The sequence below is a fragment of the Bacillus sp. Marseille-Q3570 genome (genome assembly GCF_946151055.1).
Lineage (GTDB): Bacteria > Bacillota > Bacilli > Bacillales > Fictibacillaceae > Pseudalkalibacillus.
Window position 1 is genome coordinate 1 of the sequence record NZ_CAMGYZ010000004.1, and the last position, 20,802, is coordinate 20,802.

At 35.5% G+C, this 20,802-nt stretch carries 18 protein-coding genes; 4 read left to right on the forward strand and 14 right to left on the reverse strand.

What is annotated here, in order from left to right; genetic code table 11:
• Nucleotides 1-32: 32 nt before the first annotated feature.
• The 13 genes from N8M93_RS07985 to N8M93_RS08045 all read right to left on the reverse strand — a co-directional run bounded on the left by N8M93_RS07985 (nucleotide 33) and on the right by N8M93_RS08045 (nucleotide 13,578).
• Nucleotides 33-938 (reverse strand): sulfotransferase, encoded by a 906-nt coding sequence (locus N8M93_RS07985; RefSeq protein WP_261130795.1) that lies wholly within the window; start codon nucleotides 936-938, stop codon nucleotides 33-35.
• Between the two features lie 42 nt (nucleotides 939-980).
• On the reverse strand, nucleotides 981-2,135 hold the full coding sequence (locus tag N8M93_RS07990) for a hypothetical protein (RefSeq protein WP_261130796.1): 1,155 nt from the start codon (nucleotides 2,133-2,135) through the stop codon (nucleotides 981-983).
• A gap of 14 nt (nucleotides 2,136-2,149) precedes the next feature.
• Nucleotides 2,150-2,944 carry a glycosyltransferase family A protein gene (locus N8M93_RS07995; RefSeq protein WP_261130798.1) on the reverse strand — a complete coding sequence of 265 codons (795 nt, stop codon included), beginning with the start codon at nucleotides 2,942-2,944 and terminating at the stop codon, nucleotides 2,150-2,152.
• Between the two features lie 31 nt (nucleotides 2,945-2,975).
• Nucleotides 2,976-4,142: a glycosyltransferase gene (locus tag N8M93_RS08000; RefSeq protein ID WP_261130800.1), complete on the reverse strand. Its 1,167-nt coding sequence runs from the start codon at nucleotides 4,140-4,142 to the stop codon at nucleotides 2,976-2,978.
• A gap of 45 nt (nucleotides 4,143-4,187) precedes the next feature.
• Entirely contained in the window at nucleotides 4,188-5,237 is a 1,050-nt protein-coding gene (locus tag N8M93_RS08005; RefSeq protein ID WP_261130801.1) for a GNAT family N-acetyltransferase, read from the reverse strand.
• 28 nt (nucleotides 5,238-5,265) lie between these two features.
• Complete coding sequence (locus tag N8M93_RS08010; RefSeq protein WP_261130803.1) at nucleotides 5,266-6,078, reverse strand: sulfotransferase; 813 nt, start codon at nucleotides 6,076-6,078, stop codon at nucleotides 5,266-5,268.
• A 17-nt stretch (nucleotides 6,079-6,095) separates the two neighbouring features.
• Nucleotides 6,096-6,722 carry a sugar transferase gene (locus N8M93_RS08015; protein ID WP_261130805.1) on the reverse strand — a complete coding sequence of 209 codons (627 nt, stop codon included), beginning with the start codon at nucleotides 6,720-6,722 and terminating at the stop codon, nucleotides 6,096-6,098.
• A complete protein-coding gene (locus tag N8M93_RS08020; protein ID WP_261130807.1) occupies nucleotides 6,722-7,852 on the reverse strand; it encodes a DegT/DnrJ/EryC1/StrS aminotransferase family protein in 1,131 nt (376 codons plus the stop codon). The genes N8M93_RS08015 and N8M93_RS08020 overlap by 1 nt, the downstream gene beginning before the upstream one ends.
• 147 nt (nucleotides 7,853-7,999) lie before the next feature.
• Entirely contained in the window at nucleotides 8,000-8,890 is an 891-nt protein-coding gene (gene galU / locus N8M93_RS08025; protein ID WP_261130809.1) for a UTP--glucose-1-phosphate uridylyltransferase GalU, read from the reverse strand.
• Between the two features lie 14 nt (nucleotides 8,891-8,904).
• Nucleotides 8,905-10,728: a nucleoside-diphosphate sugar epimerase/dehydratase gene (locus N8M93_RS08030; protein WP_261130811.1), complete on the reverse strand. Its 1,824-nt coding sequence runs from the start codon at nucleotides 10,726-10,728 to the stop codon at nucleotides 8,905-8,907.
• A gap of 415 nt (nucleotides 10,729-11,143) precedes the next feature.
• The gene (locus tag N8M93_RS08035; protein WP_261130813.1) at nucleotides 11,144-11,908 is read right to left on the reverse strand and encodes a tyrosine-protein phosphatase; all 765 of its coding nucleotides are present in this window, start codon (nucleotides 11,906-11,908) and stop codon (nucleotides 11,144-11,146) included.
• Nucleotides 11,909-12,146: 238 nt separating this feature from the next.
• Complete coding sequence (locus N8M93_RS08040) at nucleotides 12,147-12,845, reverse strand: CpsD/CapB family tyrosine-protein kinase (protein ID WP_261130814.1); 699 nt, start codon at nucleotides 12,843-12,845, stop codon at nucleotides 12,147-12,149.
• Nucleotides 12,835-13,578 (reverse strand): YveK family protein, encoded by a 744-nt coding sequence (locus N8M93_RS08045; protein ID WP_261130816.1) that lies wholly within the window; start codon nucleotides 13,576-13,578, stop codon nucleotides 12,835-12,837. The genes N8M93_RS08040 and N8M93_RS08045 overlap by 11 nt, the downstream gene beginning before the upstream one ends.
• 450 nt (nucleotides 13,579-14,028) lie before the next feature.
• Between N8M93_RS08045 and N8M93_RS08050 the strand changes: the two genes are divergently transcribed.
• From N8M93_RS08050 to N8M93_RS08060, 3 genes are all read left to right on the forward strand, one after another.
• Nucleotides 14,029-14,607 (forward strand): DUF5317 domain-containing protein, encoded by a 579-nt coding sequence (locus tag N8M93_RS08050; protein WP_261130818.1) that lies wholly within the window; start codon nucleotides 14,029-14,031, stop codon nucleotides 14,605-14,607.
• 261 nt (nucleotides 14,608-14,868) lie between these two features.
• Nucleotides 14,869-16,251, forward strand: coding sequence for a GGDEF domain-containing protein (locus tag N8M93_RS08055; protein WP_261130819.1), 1,383 nt, complete (start codon nucleotides 14,869-14,871; stop codon nucleotides 16,249-16,251).
• A complete protein-coding gene (locus tag N8M93_RS08060) occupies nucleotides 16,233-16,679 on the forward strand; it encodes an HD-GYP domain-containing protein (protein ID WP_261130821.1) in 447 nt (148 codons plus the stop codon). Before N8M93_RS08055 ends, N8M93_RS08060 begins: the two co-directional genes overlap by 19 nt.
• Before the next feature lie 602 nt (nucleotides 16,680-17,281).
• Here N8M93_RS08060 and N8M93_RS08065 read toward each other — a convergent pair.
• Complete coding sequence (locus N8M93_RS08065; protein WP_261130823.1) at nucleotides 17,282-19,270, reverse strand: stalk domain-containing protein; 1,989 nt, start codon at nucleotides 19,268-19,270, stop codon at nucleotides 17,282-17,284.
• Between the two features lie 439 nt (nucleotides 19,271-19,709).
• Here N8M93_RS08065 and N8M93_RS08070 point away from each other — a divergent pair, with 439 nt between their 5' ends.
• Entirely contained in the window at nucleotides 19,710-20,792 is a 1,083-nt protein-coding gene (locus N8M93_RS08070; RefSeq protein ID WP_261130825.1) for a hypothetical protein, read from the forward strand.
• Nucleotides 20,793-20,802: the final 10 nt, after the last annotated feature.

A 20,802-nucleotide genomic window follows, 5' to 3' on the forward strand; every position in this document is an offset into this window, starting at 1 on the left:
GTTTAGATCCTTACAAGTATATTCAAAACGAGTTAATATTTTAACCATTTACTTAAATCTCGTTGAATTAAATCTTGAGTCTTTGTTATATCTTCTTTAAAAAATTCAATTAATATTTTTTTAGTATCTGGGTTTATGTTAGGTTTATAAACATTCCTGCTAATGATTTTTTCTTTTAAAAAGATTAACGCCCTTTTTGGTATAAAAAGTCTAATATTTTGTTTAAATTTGCCATTTGTTTTAATTAGTTTTTGTAGCACTTTATTTTTTGGTACTCCTGAGGTATTTAATTTTCTAGTAATCTGAAATGAAAAATTACTATCAACACCTAAGAATTCAAGAATATCATTTAATGTATGGTCTATATTTTTTGTTAAATCCTCAAAAAGGACAATTTTTACATTGTTTTCTCCAAATTCTTCTAGGTATTTTTTAACTTGGTTATAATATAGACCTACACTTTTCAAGTGCCATATTTGATGGTAATTAAGTAGTTTTCTTTTTTCTTCTCTTTCTAAAGCCTTTTCAAATGGGAGGTTTTCTCTCATATCTCTTCTTAAATGAGTATAGGCAGACAATGCTCTGTCTATGGGATTTCTAAGTATTATAATTATTTTAGAATTGCTATTGAATTTTGCAAGATCTTTGGCAACTTTATCATAATACATATATTCGATCGTTGCTTCTCCAATAATTTTTTCGTTATTAACTCCCTTAAATAAATTCATATAACTTGATAAATCGGTAATTCTAGATTGATCCCACCAATCATCTCCTGGGCCAGTATGTTCTTCATTATCATATTTATAATTAAAAAATCTAGGTTCTTTTACCTCTGACATAAAAATATCAGGATGTTGGCTAAGATAATAATGAAGTGAGGTACTCCCACTCTTTTGAGTACCAACTATAAATAAATTTGGTTTTTTTAGTTCCACAATTAAAACTCTCCGTTCGATAGATTACATAATATAACAAACTCATTCTACTTTTTTGTAAAAAAGAAAAATAAGTGAAATAAAAATCCAATACCCCCCACCTAAGTAACCACCTTTTTGGAAGTTCATAGCAGTAAACGCTATTGCTAATTTTGGGTTTTTGTAGAAAAGCCATAAATTGATAACAATATAAAAGAGAAAACTAACAATACCTAAATCCGTTAAAATATAGGCATAAATATTATATAAAGTGGGAGAATTTCCAATCCCTACCCCTAAAAGTAAGTTTTCTAATTTGATATATTTCCAACTCCCCGATAATCTCACATTACCAGATGCATCTGTACCTGATAGTAACTCTTGTGTTCTAATTAATAACGTTTTTTCAATTGTGTTCCATAGTGCTAATAATGCTATCGTTGCTAGTATTATAAATATTATATTTTTCTTTCTATTAATTAAACTAATTATATTTCTAAGTTTAAAATAGTACAGAGCTTTTATTACAATCATAATTAGGATAGCACTATAGGAAAAAGTTAGAATCACTGTTGACGTAATTAAAAAATCATGTGATTTTTTAATTGAAAACTTATTATGATTAAAATAAAGTATTGCTAAAATTGTATTCAGATAGAACCCCAAGTGCGCAGGTTCAGAAAATAAACTCCTTGTTCTTATTATGCTCCTACCCCACCCCCTATAAGTATAACTTTCAAGATCTTGTCTAGTAAATTCCCATATAAATTCATATGGGAAAATTCCATCAGCAAATATTGATAACGTAATATATATACCAATTAGCGAAATTATTACAGCACTAAATGACAAATTTTTTAATAAATTTATCTCCAGTTTTCTATGACGTATAAAGTTAACTAAAATAATTATAGTTATCAAATAAAAAATAGCTTTGGTAAAGCCTTGTAATGCAGGTTCATAAAGAAAGAAAGTATTAAAAATTAAGTTAAATAAAATATTGGTTATAAGCAACAATATGATAATTATAATAATAACAAAGTGAATTTTCTTGACTGAAAAATATTTGGTTTTTAGGTTATAGAAAATTATTAAAACAAAGAGTGCGAAAAGAATATAATCAGTAAAATTCCCGAAGAATAATTTCCAATCCGTAAAAACAAAGGCACTACTTGTTAATATTAAAATTAATTTGTCAAACTTTGTATAACTATTCATAATTTCTATTCACTCTATCTTTTTTTAAATTCATTTTTACCATTTAACATAAACTTCAAGGCTGCTACCATTCCTATACTTTCAGAAAAAAGCTTTCTTTTCCTAACAATAAATTGAATAATTAAGAAATAAGCCACAAAATTACCACCAATCGCTCCAAATAATGCTCCACGATCAAATAAATATTTCTCATTAAATCCTTCAAACCATGTAGATTCACCTTCTTCTATTTCTGCAATAATTTCAGTATTTGAATATATCTTCAATCCCTTTTTTAAAGATTCAACAATAAATAAACTGTCTTCTCCTGATCCATATAATGCACCTCCACCAAACATTAATGAAAAGAAAATATTGTTTTTAATAATAGATTCTCTTCGGAAACCAATATTAACAGTACCGTACTTTAATCCGTTTATTAATCTAACTCTTCCATTTTTTTTTACTTTCATTTTTGTATTTTTGTTTTTTTTATTTATGGGTACATTAAATATTATTATATCTGCGTCTGGCCTTTTCTTAAATGCATTAATAACAGTCTTTTCATAGTTATCTTTATAAACCATATCATCATCAGCCATAAGACAAATATCCGCTGAAGATCTCATTAATGCAGTATTTCTACTTAAACCAACTCCTTTTTCATTAAAAGTCATAACCTTTACTTTTTTTCCTAAATAATCAAACTTTTCTACATTATCATCATCAGACTGGTTAACAACTATCGCGTCTGATTTAATATTCATTTTGGATAGCAATTTTTCACAATCATTTTGATACATTGTTGAGAGTAGTATTTCTAACTTCATCTTCCACCCCAATTTTATTCCTACAAGTTTATTATCTAGTACTTTCAGCTTTTTCCCAAAAAGGCTTTACTCTTCCAGTTACTATATTAAACACACCAATCCATTGTGCAAGAATAGTCATGCAATAATAATAAATAATTGTTAATAGTTTATTATTTATTCCAGTTACTGCTCTAATAATAGCTAATAAATAAAATAAAATTTGCCCAATAAAGGATACTAAGAAATAATCAGAGTCTAGTATCAAAAAAGCATTTGAAAAAAATAAAAATAAATGCGAAACCCAAAGTAGATATCTACAAGTTCTATGTCCAAAGTAAAAATATGAATACCACCCGTACTTTGGAATGTTTAATAATCTAATATCTGGTAAAATATTCTTTAATATCCTTCTACTCATTCTAACTTTTCGCTTAAATTCATCTTCAATGATTTCTCCCGCTTTTTCATAAGCTATAGCCTGATGGTTACAAATTGCTCTTTTTCCAAGTAGTGAAAAATATCTAGGCATAGTACTATCATGGGATTGAATCGGATCAAAATCATAATATTCCTTTGTACGGCACGCATAAATTGCACCATTTCCAGCCGTAATTGTCTGTATTTTTGCCTCAACTTCTCGAATAGCTAGGTCACTATTCCAGTAATTTGCCTCAGCATGACTAACATCAGTTGCACCTTGATTAATTATACATAATTTACCTGAAACATAAGCGATATCATCCGAAGAAAACGATGCCATTAACTCTTTTACAGAATGCTTCTCCATAATAGAATTTGCATCAGTCATTACTAAGTATTCTGTTTTCACAGTTTTTTGAGCTTCATTCTGAGCATTTGTTTTACCCTTACGTGCTTTTACTTCATAAAGCCGAATATTCTTACCTGGGTGTTCTTGTATGAAACCTCTTACTATATTGTTAGTTTCATCTGTACTGTTATCTGATGCAACCAAGAATTCAATTTTTTCTGGTGGGTAATTAAGTTGAACGATGTTATTAAGTTTTTCCCGAATTACTTTTTCTTCATTATGAGCAACCACCATTACTGTAACAGAAGGTTTATGGGAATAATCTTTTACTAGTTGTCTATTATGATAGACTTTATTTAGCATTTTTAGTGAAAGCGGATAGCCAATCATCGCCCAAAAGATTAAAAATCCGCTTGTGAAGAAAATTAACTTAAGTAATATTTCCATAGGACTTCTCCCATCTCTTTATTCCAAAATGATTATTTCCCCTCTTCAGCCTCTATACAAAGGAAAATAATTAAGATTATCGATTGTTCCTTTTCTTATTTGTATTAGTTCTTCATATTTATCTATGTCAAAGATCTTTTTGCCTACTTTAAATATTGTTGTTGAATTTTTATTAAAAGCCTTTTTAAACTTAAATAGACTATCTTCCTTTCCGCCCAAACCCCCACCTAAATGGAAAAACTCGAGACCATTTTCATAACCCCAACATGCTGCATCATAAAGTAATAGGTTTGTTGGTGCGTATGAAAGGTACTTTGGGTCAGAAGCTGACAAATGATAATGCATATTCCTATTGGAAAACAATATCATTGACATTGCTACAATATTTGTATCCAAAACTGCATAAAAAATCATGAAATGATATTTCAAATCATTTAGTATACTTTTATAAAACTCAGAATTGAAATAATAATAATCTGATGCATTATCTTTATCCATCGTTGCATTATACATTTCAACAAACTTATCAATTAACTCAGGATTTCTCCCCCAATAAATATCAATTCCAGCTTTCTTTGCTTTTCTAATTACATTTCTATTTTTACCTTTTAACTCATTCCAAATTTGATCCCTTGATTTTAGATTCAATGTAATAGTTTGGCCTATATCAGTTACATCATAAATTTTTTTTAAGCTATCTCCATTATTTATAATTGGATGAAATCTAACAAACTCACTTACTATATTGTTTTCTTTACAATATCCTCTAAAAGTTTCTTCTAACTCTATAAGAGAGTTTTGTAACTGTAGACCTTCAAAAATAAATCCTCCATAACCATACGGTGTTGATATATCAAAATATGTATCTGAATTAATTTTACCAGAGAAAATAGGGTCCTGACCTATATCTCTTAACATAAAAACATTCATAGCCCGAAATTTATTTTTTTCATAACAAACCAGTATTGGTTTACCATCCCCGTGAATATTAAATGCGCGAACATAGTCTGAGAGATAATAAACATCATAATTATTAAAGCTTTTAACAATCTCATCCCATTGTTGTGACTCTTCTAAGGTAAAAACTGATAACACATACTCACATCCTTACTCCTATCCTACTTCACCTAATAAATTGCTCAAAATCAGTATTTACAAGTTCTTGATACATAGCATCTACAATACTTTGGGATAAATTTTGTTTCCATTTTTCCAAATTTATATCTTTCTTATATACACTGTATGGATCATTGTCTTTTTTACTTTTAGATTCACTAATAAATTCTAATGTTTGTGGTTCCGTATCTAGACTACAAAATTCAAACATTTTTTTTGTTGTATCTATAGTACTTTTTACTAGGTCTTCATATTTTACAATCATAATTTTTTCAGGATATTTTTCCTTAGCCCATAAAAAAAGTTTAGTAGCTTCTTTCCATTTCTCAAAACCGAAATATTCTTCTGGTTTAAAAAAATTCCGATTTTGAGCATATCTCCACTCTTCTTGAAAGTTTAATCCTGGTGGAAATTCTTTAGGTGCACTTTTCCAAGAGCTTAAAACAGCAAATGGATTCCTAATTATTGCTATTATCTTTATTTCCTCTACTTCTTTTAAAAGTTTAGGAATCATATAATGATATCTAACCATCTTTGTAACCAAAGTCCGAGGAGAATCATCTGTTTTGTTAAAATTCGGATAATAACCCTTTTCAATTTGTTTAGTCTGATCTAAAAAATCATCATTAGTTTGATATAATTCTCTATAAAAAGTTGAAATTTCTTCCTTACTACTTCTTACATTTATTGCATCTTTAAAGGTATATGAGAATAGAGGTTGAAACTTATATCTTGTATCAGTAGAGCTATTAAATATTTGTCCTAACCAAGAAGTACCAGAACGCGGTACTCCATGTATAGAAACAATTTTATTAAACATTTAATTTCCCCCGTAATCTATAATTTTTTAAATTCATTTGAAATTTCTTGTTTGTGCACTGAGTCTTGTTTTAAAACAATAAAAATTGTTTTGAAAAAAATTTTTATATCCAATAATAAAGAAAGGTTTTCAATATACCTTAAATCATATTTTACTTTTTCAGACCAGTTCAGTGATTGTCTCCCATTAATTTGTGCTAATCCAGTAATTCCTGGTCGAACAAGATGACGATTACGATATTCTTCAGGGAGTTGATCTATAACCTGTTTTAATGTGGGTCTTGGTCCTATTATACTCATATCTCCATTAAAAATATTTATTAATTGAGGTATCTCATCCAAACTAGTTTTTCTTAAAATTTTCCCTATTCTAGTTATCCTCATATCATTTTTGCTTGTTTTTAATCCTGTTCCCATACATTCAGCTTTATCTACCATGGTTCTGAATTTATAAATCTTAAATTGTGTATTATTTCTTCCTACTCTGTTTTGAACAAAAAATATGGGTCCTTTAGAGTCCATTTTCACTATAATAGAAATAATGACAAAAAGTGGGCTTAGAAGAACAATTGAAATTAGAGATATGAATAGATCTATGTATCTTTTTATAAATCTACTGTAAGTGCTATCCTTGTAATTTTTCATTATTTTATCCACACCCCCTTAATTACCCGTGTAATATACTCCAAATCCTTTTCCGACATTTTTGTATCCGAGGGCAAGCACACCCCATTTTCAAATAACTTTTCTGCTACATTTGTTCCGATAAAATCATATTTTTCAAAGAATGGTTGCTTGTGCATTGGCTTCCATAAAGGTCTTGATTCAATATTTTCTTTTTCTAGGGCTTCCATTACATCAATCGGTCTTACATATCCATTCAAAGTAATTGAACTTAACCAAAAGTTTGGCTCATCCCATTCATTAATGGGCATTAATTGAATACCTTCGAGTGCACCTAATTCTTTTTTATAATAATCAAAGATGTATTTCTTTTTTTGTACTCTTTGATCCAAGACTCTTAACTGTCCTCTTCCAATTCCTGCAACTACATTACTCATGCGGTAATTAAAGCCTAATTCACTATGCTGATAGTGTCTTGCAGGGTCTCTAGATTGAGTAGCCCAAAATCTAACCTTTGCAATACGCTCTTCATTATCAGAAACAAGCATCCCTCCGCCAGAGGTTGTAATAATTTTATTACCATTAAAAGAGAAGATTCCATAATCACCAAAAGTCCCTGTATGTTTTCCTTTATAATATGTCCCTAAAGACTCTGCTGCATCTTCAATGACTACGACATTATGTTTTTTGCAAATTTCTATAATCCTATCCATATCTGCAGAGATTCCATAAAGATGGACTACAATAACTGCTTTTACATTTGGATATTTTTCAAAAGCTTCTTCTAGAGCTTGAGGACACATATTCCAGGTTTTAAAGTCACTATCTATAAAAACTGGGGTTGCATTCTGATAAATTATTGGATTCGCGGTTGCTGAGAACGTTAGAGTTGGGCAAAAAACGGGGTCTCCTTCTCCAACGCCCGCAGCTCTTAATGCCAAGTGGATTGCTCCGGTTCCGGAAGATAGCGCCGCTGCCGCTTTTGAACCTATCTTAGCCGTAAACTCATTTTCAAACTGGTTAACATTGTTCCCAAGTGGAGCAATCCAGTTTGTATCAAAAGCTTCCTTTACGTATTCCATTTCAAAGCCTTCATCACTCATATGAGGTGATGAAAGAAATATTCTTTCGTTTACTTTTGTTGCCTCCATCTTCAAGTCTTCCTTCCTCTATTAGATTATTCTTTAGTAGATTAGGACCTAATTGGAATCGTTTCACGTTTCTTTCCAACAAACTACTAAACCACTAAAAAAATAATGAGTTATGTTAAATTTAAAGGATTTAACATAACTCCTGTACTACTGTGGTAATTTTTCCTTCATTAACATAGTTTCTAAATATTCTAATACATTACCCTTCAAATCATCCCGCTGTAAAGCAAATTCGACTGTGGCTTTGATGAAACCGAGTTTATCCCCAACGTCATACCGGTGACCATCAAATTCATATCCGATGACCATTTGATTTCCATTCAATTTCTTAATTGCATCTGTTAACTGGATTTCCTGACCTGCACCTGGCGCAAGGGTTTCTAAAATATCAAAGACCTCTGGACGTAAGATGTAACGCCCCATGATTGCGTAATTGGACGGTGCTTCTTCCACTTTTGGTTTTTCCAAGAGATTATCAATATGGAAAATTCCATTTACTAAGCTGTTACCGATTGAAATGACACCGTATTTCGAAACGTCTTCAGCCGGAACTTGTTGAACTCCGATGACCGAAGAGTTAAACCGATCATATACATCAATCAATTGCTTTAAGCAAGGTGTATAGGGTGAATGGACGATATCATCACCCAGCAAGACTGCAAATGGCTCATCTCCAATAAATCGGCTTGCGCATGCGATTGCATGACCAAGTCCAAGAGGTTCTTTTTGACGGATATAATGGATGTTTGCTAGTTTAGATATTTCTTGAATTTCTTCTAGTTGCTCAAGCTTACCTTTTTTCAATAATGTCTCTTCTAATTCATAGGATTTATCAAAATGATCTTCAATCGCCCTTTTACCACGACCAGTAACAATGATAATATCTTCTATCCCAGATTCTACTGCTTCTTCAATAATGTATTGGATCGTTGGTTTATCGACGATTGGTAGCATTTCTTTCGGCTGTGCTTTTGTAGCTGGTAAAAAACGTGTTCCTAATCCGGCTGCAGGAATGATCGCTTTCCGTACTTTTTTCATTTGATCTCTCCCCCCTATTTAACCAATGACAATTGACTAGCTGTTTCGACTCTGTTGTGTGCAATATCTAATACCATATTTCTAAGCGTTTGCTTGTCCATTTCTGTAAACTGCTTTATTAAATCGAATACAATATCTAAGTCCTCATTTACTGATTTTCCTGTATAGATTTTCGGGTAAATCTGTTCATCATGAACCTCATTTTTACCGAGTAGCTCTTCAAATAATTTTTCACCCGGACGCACGCCGCTGAATTCAATTCCGATGTCATCAACGGAATATCCAGAAAGCTTGATCAGATTTTCTGCAAGATCGACAATTTTGACGGGATCTCCCATATCGAGCACAAAGATTTCGCCGCCTCTTGCTAGCGCACCAGCCTGGATGACCAACCTGGAGGCCTCGGGAATCGTCATGAAATAACGGATCATATCAGGATGTGTAACTGTAACCGGTCCACCTTTTTGGATCTGCTTTTTGAAAAGTGGTATGACACTGCCGCGGCTTCCGAGTACATTACCAAATCGGACAGCTACAAAGCGGGTGTGGCTGATCGTATCCATTTGCTGCACGATCATTTCCGCCATACGTTTTGAAGCACCCATGATACTCGTTGGGTTGACGGCTTTGTCTGTTGAAACCATTACGAACGTGCTGACACCGGCATCGCTTGCGGCTTCTGCAACATTTTTAGTCCCAATTACGTTGTTCTTAATCGCTTCATGAGGGTTTGCTTCCATCAATGGCACATGCTTATGCGCTGCTGCATGGTAGACAACATTCGGACGGTACTTGTCCATAACCTCTCCCATTCGTTCGCGATCCTGTACGTCTGCAATGACCGGAATGAATTCAATCAAATCTCCATACGATTCTCTTAATTCCATTTCGATCGTGTAGATGCTGTTTTCGCCATGCCCAAGTAGAATCAGTTGTTCGGGATGGAACTTTGACACTTGTCGACAGATTTCAGAACCGATCGAGCCACCGGCACCGGTTACGAGAACTGTGTTTCCAGTAATCGTTCCTGCGATGTTCGCTGTATCTAGTTCGACTGGTTCTCTCCCAAGCAAATCTTCCACTTTTACATCACGGAACTGGTTGATTGATACTTCGCCTAGCATGAGATCCTCAATCATTGGCAGGATTTTGGTCTTCGCATCTGTTTTTGCGCATTCCTGGTAAATGTTATTGAGTTCTTTCTTATTTAAAGAAGGGATCGCAATGACAATATGAGTAATCTCTAGATCCTCTACTAGTCTGGTAATATCTGAAGTAGAGCCTAACACTGGAACACCTAAAACTTCCAAGTGATGTTTTCTTATATCATCATCTATGAAGCCGACAGGATTCAGCTCCGTATCATTACTTTGCTTCAACTGCCTGACAACCATCGTTCCTGCAGCACCGGCTCCTATTATTAATGCCCGGTTCTTTTTATTCCTCGGATTCATATATGTATCGCGATAGATTCTCCAGGAGAAACGGGATCCTCCGATCAATAACATATGCAGCATCCAGGTTATCGCCAAGGCTCTGAAATAGACACCTTGGATCATGATGACTTGTACAATAGCACCAAGCATCACTGAATAGGTGACAACCTTGAAGATGACGATCAGTTCTCCGATACTCGCATACTGCCATGCACGTTTATATAGTTTATAAATATAGGAAAAGAAATGATGTCCAAGGAGTAAAATGAGAGAACTAATGATCAGAGGCAATGAAGTAAGTAAATTATTATAATTCAATATGAAACTACTGATGAATATTGCCGATAATACAATTAGTGAGTCAATGAAAATCAATGCGGATAAGCGTTTTCTATAGGTCATTATGCAATCCCCTCCTTTTATTCTTTTAGGTTTTATGACTCGCCCTATTTTATTTTCTCTTTATGTATGTTCTTGTAGTTGTGATTCTTACACTCAATAAGACGTACCTTGATTAAGATAAGCTTTATTCAAAGAAAGAATGTTTTTATTTAAAAGTTTTTTGCAACCCTATTAAATCAGAACCGTAATACGAAAGTTATATCAAAGTACATACATATGTATAGGGCATCTAACCCTGCCTCACACCATGCTAATGACAACATCTGTGTCTAAGGTGACTGGACCCACAGCACGGTCGAGTGCCTCCATAGATATCGGCAAGGAGACATCGCCGAATGACTTTCAAATAGTTCTAAAGACCTATAAAATATAGCCTATATTTTACGATATATAATGTGTGTATTGAAACTTATGATTAAAAGATCCCTAAAAACTTCTTTTTTTTGATAGGTTCAGGTGGGTGCGTCATAATCGTTTCACCATTAACTAACAAAATCGGATTTTCCTGTAATTGATACCGCATTTTAACACTAAATTCTTTCTCGACTTGTTCATATGCCCCCCGTAAGTGGAATGCTCTAGACGAAACATTATGAGCATCAGAGGCAATGAAATGAGTCAAATTATGGGATATCAATTGATGAGAAAATCTCTGAATGTTTTTACCGAAGTTCCCTATCAAACTACTACTTGTGACTTGTGTAAGAACTCCTTCATTGACAAGATCAAAAAGAACGTCAGGATTTTCAATGATTTCAACATTCCGTTCCGGATGCACGACGATTGGTGTAATCCCTTGAAGCTGGAGTTCATACAGTAAGGATTGTGTATAGTTTGGGATATGGTTTGAAGGCAATTCAATATGTACATACTTATTCTGATTACAGAGTGTCAGAATTTCTTGATTTTCAAGTTGTCCCAACAATTCTGCATTGATCCGTGGTTCTTGTCCAGGTATGATTTCTAAATTGATCCCTTCTTGTCGGAAAACATCATTTAAGTCTTCTACATCATTCTCTATCTTTAATCGGTTATTTTGATAGTGAGCGTTATGGTGGGGTGTCGCAATGATTGTGGTTATCCCTTCATCGACAGCTTTTTTAGCCATCTTTATGCTATCTTCCACAGTACCTGCCCCATCGTCGACACCAGGTAAAATATGACAGTGTATATCAATCATCTATAACACCCCTCCCTTATACTACTAAAGTATTATTTCGGAACTATTCCCTTTTATTCCTATTAATGTAAACCATTTTAAAGCTACATTCGTTATCTTACCATAACTAAAATTGGAATCAACAGCAAATATTGTCGGATACTGTAGAATTCGGTATATTTTATGAATTTCGACCCATTTTACTATCAAATGTCTCTAATTTTTTATGAGTTCTTTGTTTATGGCTATCAATCCGGTTTTAAGATCCATAATAATAATAGTATTGGCCCTTTTTCATTTTCTTCCGGTTCAACACTACACCTAATAGCTTCGCCTTGGCTGCTTGCAACAGTTCCTTCGACTTGAGAGCCGCTTCTTTTTCCGTAATGTTGCTTCCTACTACAAGAATCACACCGTCACATATGTTGGCTAGAATCTGCGCATCGGTTACCGCAAGTACAGGAGGAGTATCGAAAAGCACGATATCATAGTCATTCAACGCTTCTTGGATCATTTCTTTCATCATTCTTGAGCCTAACAATTCTGCCGGGTTCGGCGGAATCGGTCCGCTCGGCAATACAGAGAGATTTTCTACTTCCGTTCCCCTGCACGCTTCTGAAATCGGCATCTGCTTCGTCAATATATTGGTCAGCCCCTGCGCATTACTGACCCGGAATGTATAGTGTGCGGTCGGTTTTCTTAGATCTGCATCAATGAGAAGTACTTTTTTCCCCTGTTGCGCAAGTACCACAGCAAGGTTCGCTGTAGTAGTCGATTTCCCTTCCCCTGGTCCTGATGAAGTGACCATCATCGTACGGTATTCTGTATCAGCAGATGAAAACTGGATATTCGTCCGGATCGTCCGGTATTGTTCAGAGATTGGTGACTTTGAATTAAAATGGGTGATCAGACTTCTCTCTTTGAAATCACGTACGGCTTGGTTTTGTCTACGCTTCAAAACTTTCACTCCCTACCCGTGCTTTTGAAACACGGCTTCTAGCATGTTGAAACTCTTCTTCATTCATTTCCGGTACAACCCCGATGACAGGCAGTTCTAATAGTTTTTCAATATCTTGTTCTGTCTTGACTGTGTTATCCAGGTATTCTAGTAAGAATGCTAGTCCAACTCCAGCCATCAAACCGACTACGAATGCAATCGCCATGTTTAAAAGAGGCTTTGGATTGACCGGTGATGGATTGTCTGGGACTTCCGCTTTCGAAAGAATGCTTACGTTGTCGACATTCATGATGTTCGGGATTTCCTTTTGGAAGGTATCCCCAACTGTATTGACGATATTCACTGCGGTCAATGGATCTGGATGCTGTGCTGCGATCGAGAATACCTGTGAGTTTTGTTCACTGTTGACCGTTATACTATCTGTCAATTGCGATACAGTCATGTCCAGGTCCAATTCGTTGATGACCTGTTCGAGGATGGTCGGACTTTTGATGATCACGCGATATGTATTGATCATTTCCACGTTGGTTCTTACTTGATTGACATCAATCGATTGTTGATCTGGATTGGTTTGATTGACAAGAATCTGTGATGAAGATTGATAGATCGGTGTCAACACGAAATAGCTGACAAGGCCGCTGATGGCAGTTGCCACTAAAGTGATTAACAGGATCAGCTTTATTCGTTTCGTTAGCGTCGAAAATATTTCCTTTAAACTTATCGTTTCTTCCATAAATATCCCCCGTGTTCCAAAACTAAAAATTTGTCGATAATAAATGTATTATAGCAAGCTCCCCCTGTCATTAATAGGGATATTTTAATATTTTTTGTAATATAAGTGTAAAGTTCGTACTTAAATCACGGAAAATGGAAGTTTTTTGGTTTTTATTTCCATGTATATTGGGCGTAATTTCCTATAGTGCCTTTTATCGGCCTAGGACTAGCTAAAAGTTTGTCATATTGTTTTTTTACATATCTATACCGGAAAATGAAAACGCTTTATTAATCTAAAAAAATTTAGTTGATATTCACTGGTAATTGTTTGAAAAGAGGATTTATGTTGGTCCTCTGTCGTTTATTGGAGGAAAGAATCCACCGGTCAAAATTACCTATTAAATCTAGTATTCTCCCGTCGATATATACGATAGCGAGCATTCTATTAAATAAGTAAGGAGCACATTTGATGGTCTATGACGGCATCCTTGCAGCCATTTTGATCGGTCTTTTAAGAAAAGGTAATTTCAAAGGTTTTTCCCATTTGAAAATAAAATACGGCTGGGTCTTTCCAGTTTTGTTGATTGTGCAGTGGTTCATTTTCTTGCTGCAAAACAAATATGACTTTCTTGGATCGATGAGTCCTTATGTATTCATTTTGATTTATATTGTTGGTCTGACGCTTTTGTGGGTAAATCGCCATCAAGGATTTGGCGTTTGGCTTATTTTGATTGGTGTATTCTTGAATTTCATCGTCATGGCAGCCAATGACGGAAGAATGCCAGTATCGTTGGAAGCGGCAAAAACATTGGATCCTGCTTACGGAGAAGCGTTGCAGGAAGGGTATTACGGAAAACATACAGCTTTGACGGAAGAGACACTTCTAGGTTTTCTCGGTGATGTCATTGCTTTGCCTAAATTTTATCCAAGAGAGCAGGTTATCAGTATCGGCGACATTATCATGAACATCGGGATTTTCCTCTTCATCCAGACACTGATGGTGAAACGGACAGTCAAACGAAAGCCATCCGTCATTCAACCGACTTAAAGGAGGTGAATTGAATGTCTGTGAAAATGAAGACTGTCCTTATGAACTTATTCATTATCGGTTCAGCTGTTGTCGCATTGACTTCAGGATTCAGACTTGTCTAAAGAAAACTTGGACAGTCAAGCCTTTGGCATAGGCTGATCCTTAGTTGCGCTTATACTAAAGAAAGTATGTTTATACTTTCATTAAGTGTAAAAAGCGAACGAAGGAGGAGCATTCGCTTCTCCTTTACTTTTCTATAGAAAACGAGCGTGATTTTCAATGGACGTTTTACATAAAATCAAAGAACCTGTGAATGTATATATTTCAGCCGTGATGGCACTTGGAATTGTCCTTACGAGTACGATTTTACTCAACAATTTTTCTCTCGTGTTACCAGGCAGCGTTTTATTGTTATTTTTAAGCGCAATCTTATTGTTGGAGTTCTACACGATCCTGATGCCACCGAAAGGGAACTCGCTTTCGATGGATTCTCCAGTATATATCGGCTGTTTGTTTTTATTCGGGTTGCAAGCTTCCCTCCAGGTACTCTTAATCGCTTCGATTTTATTTTTGATTCTGGAACGGAAAGCCTCCTGGTGGAAGCATCTGTTTAATTTTTCGAATTACAGCCTGATGTTGATCGGCTCTTTTCTCACCTTTAAATGGTTAGGAGGAGAATTAGGAATCCTTTCTATTGGGATTCTGCTCCCATATATCGCGGGGACATCCGTTTATTTTCTGATCAATGTGATTGTCATTGGATTTTATTTTTTTATCAAGCTCTCTAAGGGAGTCATGAATGAATTCCGCGGTGTGATCAAGGAAGCGTCATCAAGCTATTTGATTACGTTAGTATTGTCCCTGATACTCTGTTTCATGATCAAAGTGAATGTCTATGTGGGACTTGCACTATTCACGACAATGGGCTTTCTACTCTCCATCGCTTTCAAACAGTATTTCACCCTATATCAGACCGTGGCGAAAAAAGCGAATCGTGATTACTTGACTGGCCTTTATAATCACGGCTATTTCATAGAACTTCTGGATGAAAAAGTAAAGGAAGCGATCCAACGGGATGAGCCGATCAGTATGGCGATTTTGGATCTGGATGATTTTAAGAAGTTCAATGATACGTTCGGACATTTGGAAGGGGATAACTTGCTTAAGCATGTTGGGAACCTGATTTTAAGCGAAAGTCGTGATAATGATGTCGTTGCACGGTATGGTGGAGAAGAATTTGTCATTCTAATGCTGAATACGAATGAATCACTTGCGTTTCAACGGTTGAATGCATTGAGAAAAAAGGTGAACGATACGTTTTACAAAGGTGTGGATGTATTGCCATATGGTTGTCTTTCCTTCTCGGGCGGTGTTTATGAATATAAAGAGGGTACAAGTGCTGACTTTTTATATAAGACAGATCAGGCTATGTATCTAGCAAAACGAAAAGGGAAAAACATGATCAAACGATATGAAGATGAAGATCGTTATGATCATGGGGTGCTTTCAGAGGATAAGATGCAAATCGCTAAACAGCATGTGAACATTTTCCTGACAAAAGACTTGATGACCTATCGCCATTCCAATCGGGTATTCGATTATGCTTATGAATTCGGGAAACGCTTAGATCTTCGGAAAAAGAATTGGATATTTTGGCGTTAGGTTCGATCATCCATGACATTGGCAAGGTAGAAGTTCCACGTGAATATTTGACAAAGACCGGTAAGTTGTCACTTGAGGAATGGGAAATGATGAAAAAACATGTCACCTGGGGCAAAGATTGGGTCGAATCGATTGAAGGATTTGAAGATACGATCCCTCTTGTCGAACTTCATCATGAGCGCTTTGATGGTGGCGGGTATCCATATGGCCTGAAGGGTTACTCAATCCCGAAGCTCGCGCGAATCCTCTGTATTGTGGATTCGTTTGATGCGATGACAACCGAACGTCCCTATCAACCTACGAAATCATTTGAAGAAGCGATTGAAGAATTGAGACGTTGTGCGGGAACCCAGTTCGATCCAGATCTTGTCGAACCTTTTGTCGAGATGATCCAGGAGATGTATATGACGAAGATGAAGGTTCTTTAAGAGCATAATACAAAGGATTCCTGTTTGAGGTAAATACTCACATTAGTTGGAGGTTTTAACTTTATGTTTTTTGCGGAACTATGGACCGTTGTTAAGTTAGATTAAACGTGATCATCCTCTGTATTTCGATCATGATTTAGCCTACGAAACGTCTCGTAATTTGATATGGGACGTTTTCTATATATATATCAGGGTATTTTCGTGGTTTATTGGTTATATGGTAAATTAAGGTAGTGGTCGGAATCTTTGCTATTTACGTAACAGTTTTATGGAACATCGTACGGGAGGTTAGTATGTATAAATTCTTTTTTTATTTTTTGTTATTATTAATTCTTCCATTACCGATTGTTTTAGCATTTACTCCACTTCTCACACTTTATGCAGGAGTTAATATTGTATATCTTATAGTATGGTTTGTAGCATACATGACTAAAGAAGATAAATCCAAGGTTTAAACGGGAAAAGTGAGCAAGGCAGGGTCCCATAAGGATTTTCTACGAGAACGTTATGGTGTCCACAGGAGGACTGAAATTACCGTAAAGAAAAATCTTATCTCATAAAAAAGACTAACCTCACATGATTGTTTGGTTAGTCATCGAACTTTATTGAGTTGATTCAGAGGTTACCGGTACTTCTTCAGGGCGTGATTCAACTGTTTCCTTTTTACTGCTATCTTCTGACTCTGGAATGCTTTCTTCATCTGTTTTTTCGTTTACTTGTTGTTCAGGTTGATCTTCTGATGATGGTTGAACCCCTGTTACTTCATTTTCTTGCGTTTCGCTTTCTTCAATCGTTTGTTGTGCCGTCAAAATGCTTACCGTATACGTAATCGGGTCCCATTCAATTTCTTCAGCCTCTAATGTTTCGGCAAGGAAACGCAAAGGTACCATCGTCCTGCTGTTGAAAATTTCCGCAGGAGCATCCAGTTCAACCTGGACACCGTTAACAGTCGCCGTTGTGGAACCGATTGTTAAGATGATCGTTTTATCCTCCGTTCGAACCGTTACAGTCTGCTCTTCTTCATTCCATTCGAATTCTGCTCCAAAATGCTCAAGGCCTCTGATAGGAATCAATGTATGCTCGTTTACGAGGATAGCCGGCATATCATATTCTTGCAACTGCTCATTGATCACTACCGTTATAACACGATATTCTTTATTGTCGATTTCAATATATTTAGGTTCAGCAGGGTCTGGTTCCTGTGGTGTGGTGAAAATCAAGGCGGTCATGTTTTTTCCATCCCATTCAACTTCTGCACCAAGGGATTCTGTGACAAATCGTAAAGGTACCATCGTATGTGAGTTGACGAGTTTTGCAGGAACTTCCAGAGTGACCTTGGTTCCATTGACGGTAGCTGTCTTCGATCCGATTTTTAATGAAATCTTTGTATCGTCTTTCGTAATATGGACGGTGTAAGTGGATTGATCCCACTTGACCTCCGCTCCCATTTTTTCAAAAACACCTCTTAATGGGACGAGGGTTCTGTTATCTTCTAAGATGGCAGGTTGATCGAATTTCTGCAGTTCACCATCAATCTTTACCGAAACGTGGATCGGATCGTCTTTATGCTTTTCATAGTAAAGCTTATAGCTTTCTTGGGCAGCATATAAACCTACTAACCTATTTTCTTGCCAGGTTGGATTGAATTCAGATATCGGCAAATGACGGTTACCCGGATAGTTCCCGATTTCCATCGTGAAACCAGGACGTTTATATTTACTGATGAACCAGTCGGTCATTCCACCGCCTGATGGATTCGGACCAGGATACACCAGTCTGTAACCAGTATGGTATCCGATCTTTTTCGCGAGTTTATGATCGCGGTCATAGCGACTTCCGGTTTGATGGAAATTCCAATAAATGATCTTTCCAGCGCTATGGTATGGCACTGCTATCTCAGGATCGATTTGTTTTGTAAAATTAACGATTGCCTTGGTCTCGGAAGCCGTATGTGGGGCTGTACCTTTGTGGTTCGCCCAGCTTGGCTGGCTCCGGTTGTTTTTGATATTTGCCCAGTCAGCGTCATATTGTCGGTTCAGGTCGACACCTTTTCCGTTGGCTTTCCACCTGGTGAAATCTCTGCTGCCTTCATTCATTTTGATCAAGCCAGCATGAGCGCTTTGCGGAAAAGCACTGAGACCGCTCTGTTGAAGTGTGACTCCATCAGGATTGACCATCGGAACGAACCACATGGTCGTGTTATTTAGGATTGATTTCACTTTATAGCCGTCGATGGTTCTGTTTGCTTTATAAGCTTGCGCATACTGGTCGATCATATACATGTTCACGTTTGTCGTGAGCCATTCTCTGGCATGGTGTGAACCGTTGATGAACACCGTCGCTTTCCCAGAACCTAGTGAAACAGCGTAGATATCACGGCCGTACTCACTCTTTCCGATCACTTTATACTTGATCAGTTCAGGATGCTTTTTCGCCAATGCCTTGATATCTCTCACCATTTCGTTGTACGTATAGGTTTGGATTGGATTGACCACATTGTCGTTGGCATTGGTCGTCGTCGGCATAAGAAAGAAAACCCCTATAAAAAGAATGGAAAAATAGATAAGGAAATGTTTCAGATTGAACTTCATTTAGCGTGTATCCCCCTAATAAGTGTGTAAGAAGTTATCAAATTATGAAACTTGATTGGTGGAGTTGCGTGGACGGTCCCCCTCTTTTTTGAAACCGATATGGTTTTTGTTTGGTTATGTATGTAATACCTGGAATTTAATGAAAAGGTTTCATATATTCTGTTTTTCTATAAAACTATTTAAACAAAGGCATTATTTTCCTTTAGTTAAGTTCAGAGAGACTCAAACATTTTTTGGACAGCCCTTATTTATATATTAAGGAGATTGAGGTATGCCAGCATAATACATTGGGAAAATCCACCATCAACTAAGTCGATATTTTCTATTAAAAAACACCAATTTTCCCAACTTTTCATGTGGAAAAATATAGTATTATATAATTATGGTCTTATTTTTTGAAAATTACGTACTTTTAAAATAATATGGTTGGAGGGATCCCATGTCTATTTCTGTAGACTCAAGCGTATTCAGTAAAAAAATTGACAGATGGTATGAAGTCATAAAAGCAGCCCAAGAGGAAGAATCTATTAAGTTAGAAAAGGAACTAAGGGAAAGTTTTGCGAATATAGAGGAGGATTTATATACATATAATTACTATAGATTAGTGAAGTTCCGTTACCATCTATTCCTTCAAGATCTAGATGCCGCTGAGGAAACCTTACAAGATATCGAACCATTCAACGAAACAAATGAACTTCTTCAATATTATTACTACCATTTTAAGGGTGTCTATTACTACTTACAAAGAAGATACCAGGATTCCATTAAAAGCTTGAAAAAAGCACAACCCCTGATCATTTTCTGCGATCATAAAAATGAAATCGGGGAGTTCCATTATAAACTCGCGGCTTCTTACTATGAACTCGATCAAAATGCTTTATCCATAAAACACCTAGATTCAGCAACTAGAATTTTCCAAAATAACCATATTTACAAGAGGAGTTCGGATTGTGAACTTTTACATGCTTTCAATTTACAGGATTTAAAAGAATATGAAGAAGCTGAACTTCATTATCATAATGCATTACGATACTGCGACCATTTTAATGACTCAGACTATAAACATACAGTTTTGTTTAATTTAGGAATCTTTTATTTCTCTCAAAAATACAACGAAGAAGCTGAACGATATTTTATAAAGACAAGAGATTATTTCTTAAAAGAAAGGAAGTTCAAATACGCTATTAAAGCAAGCTATCAACTTGCCAAGCTTTATTATGTATTAGATGACTTAGAAACTGCAAAACAGTATCAAAATGATGGAATCTTACTTACTAAAGAGAACGGCGACAAATTCTATGAACACAAGCTCAATACACTTTATGTTTACTCAAAAGCAACACTTGCTGAAAATGAAAGTAAAATTTTAGAAGGAATTTCTTATTTTGAGGAGAATAAATTGTGGAAGGATGTTGTCGAATTAGGTGAACATCTAATAAAGTACTTCCATGGGATCAATAATTTCAAGCAATCCAGCTTAATCTCTCAACGGATTATGTATGCTAGAAATAATTTAAATTAATTATTAAGGG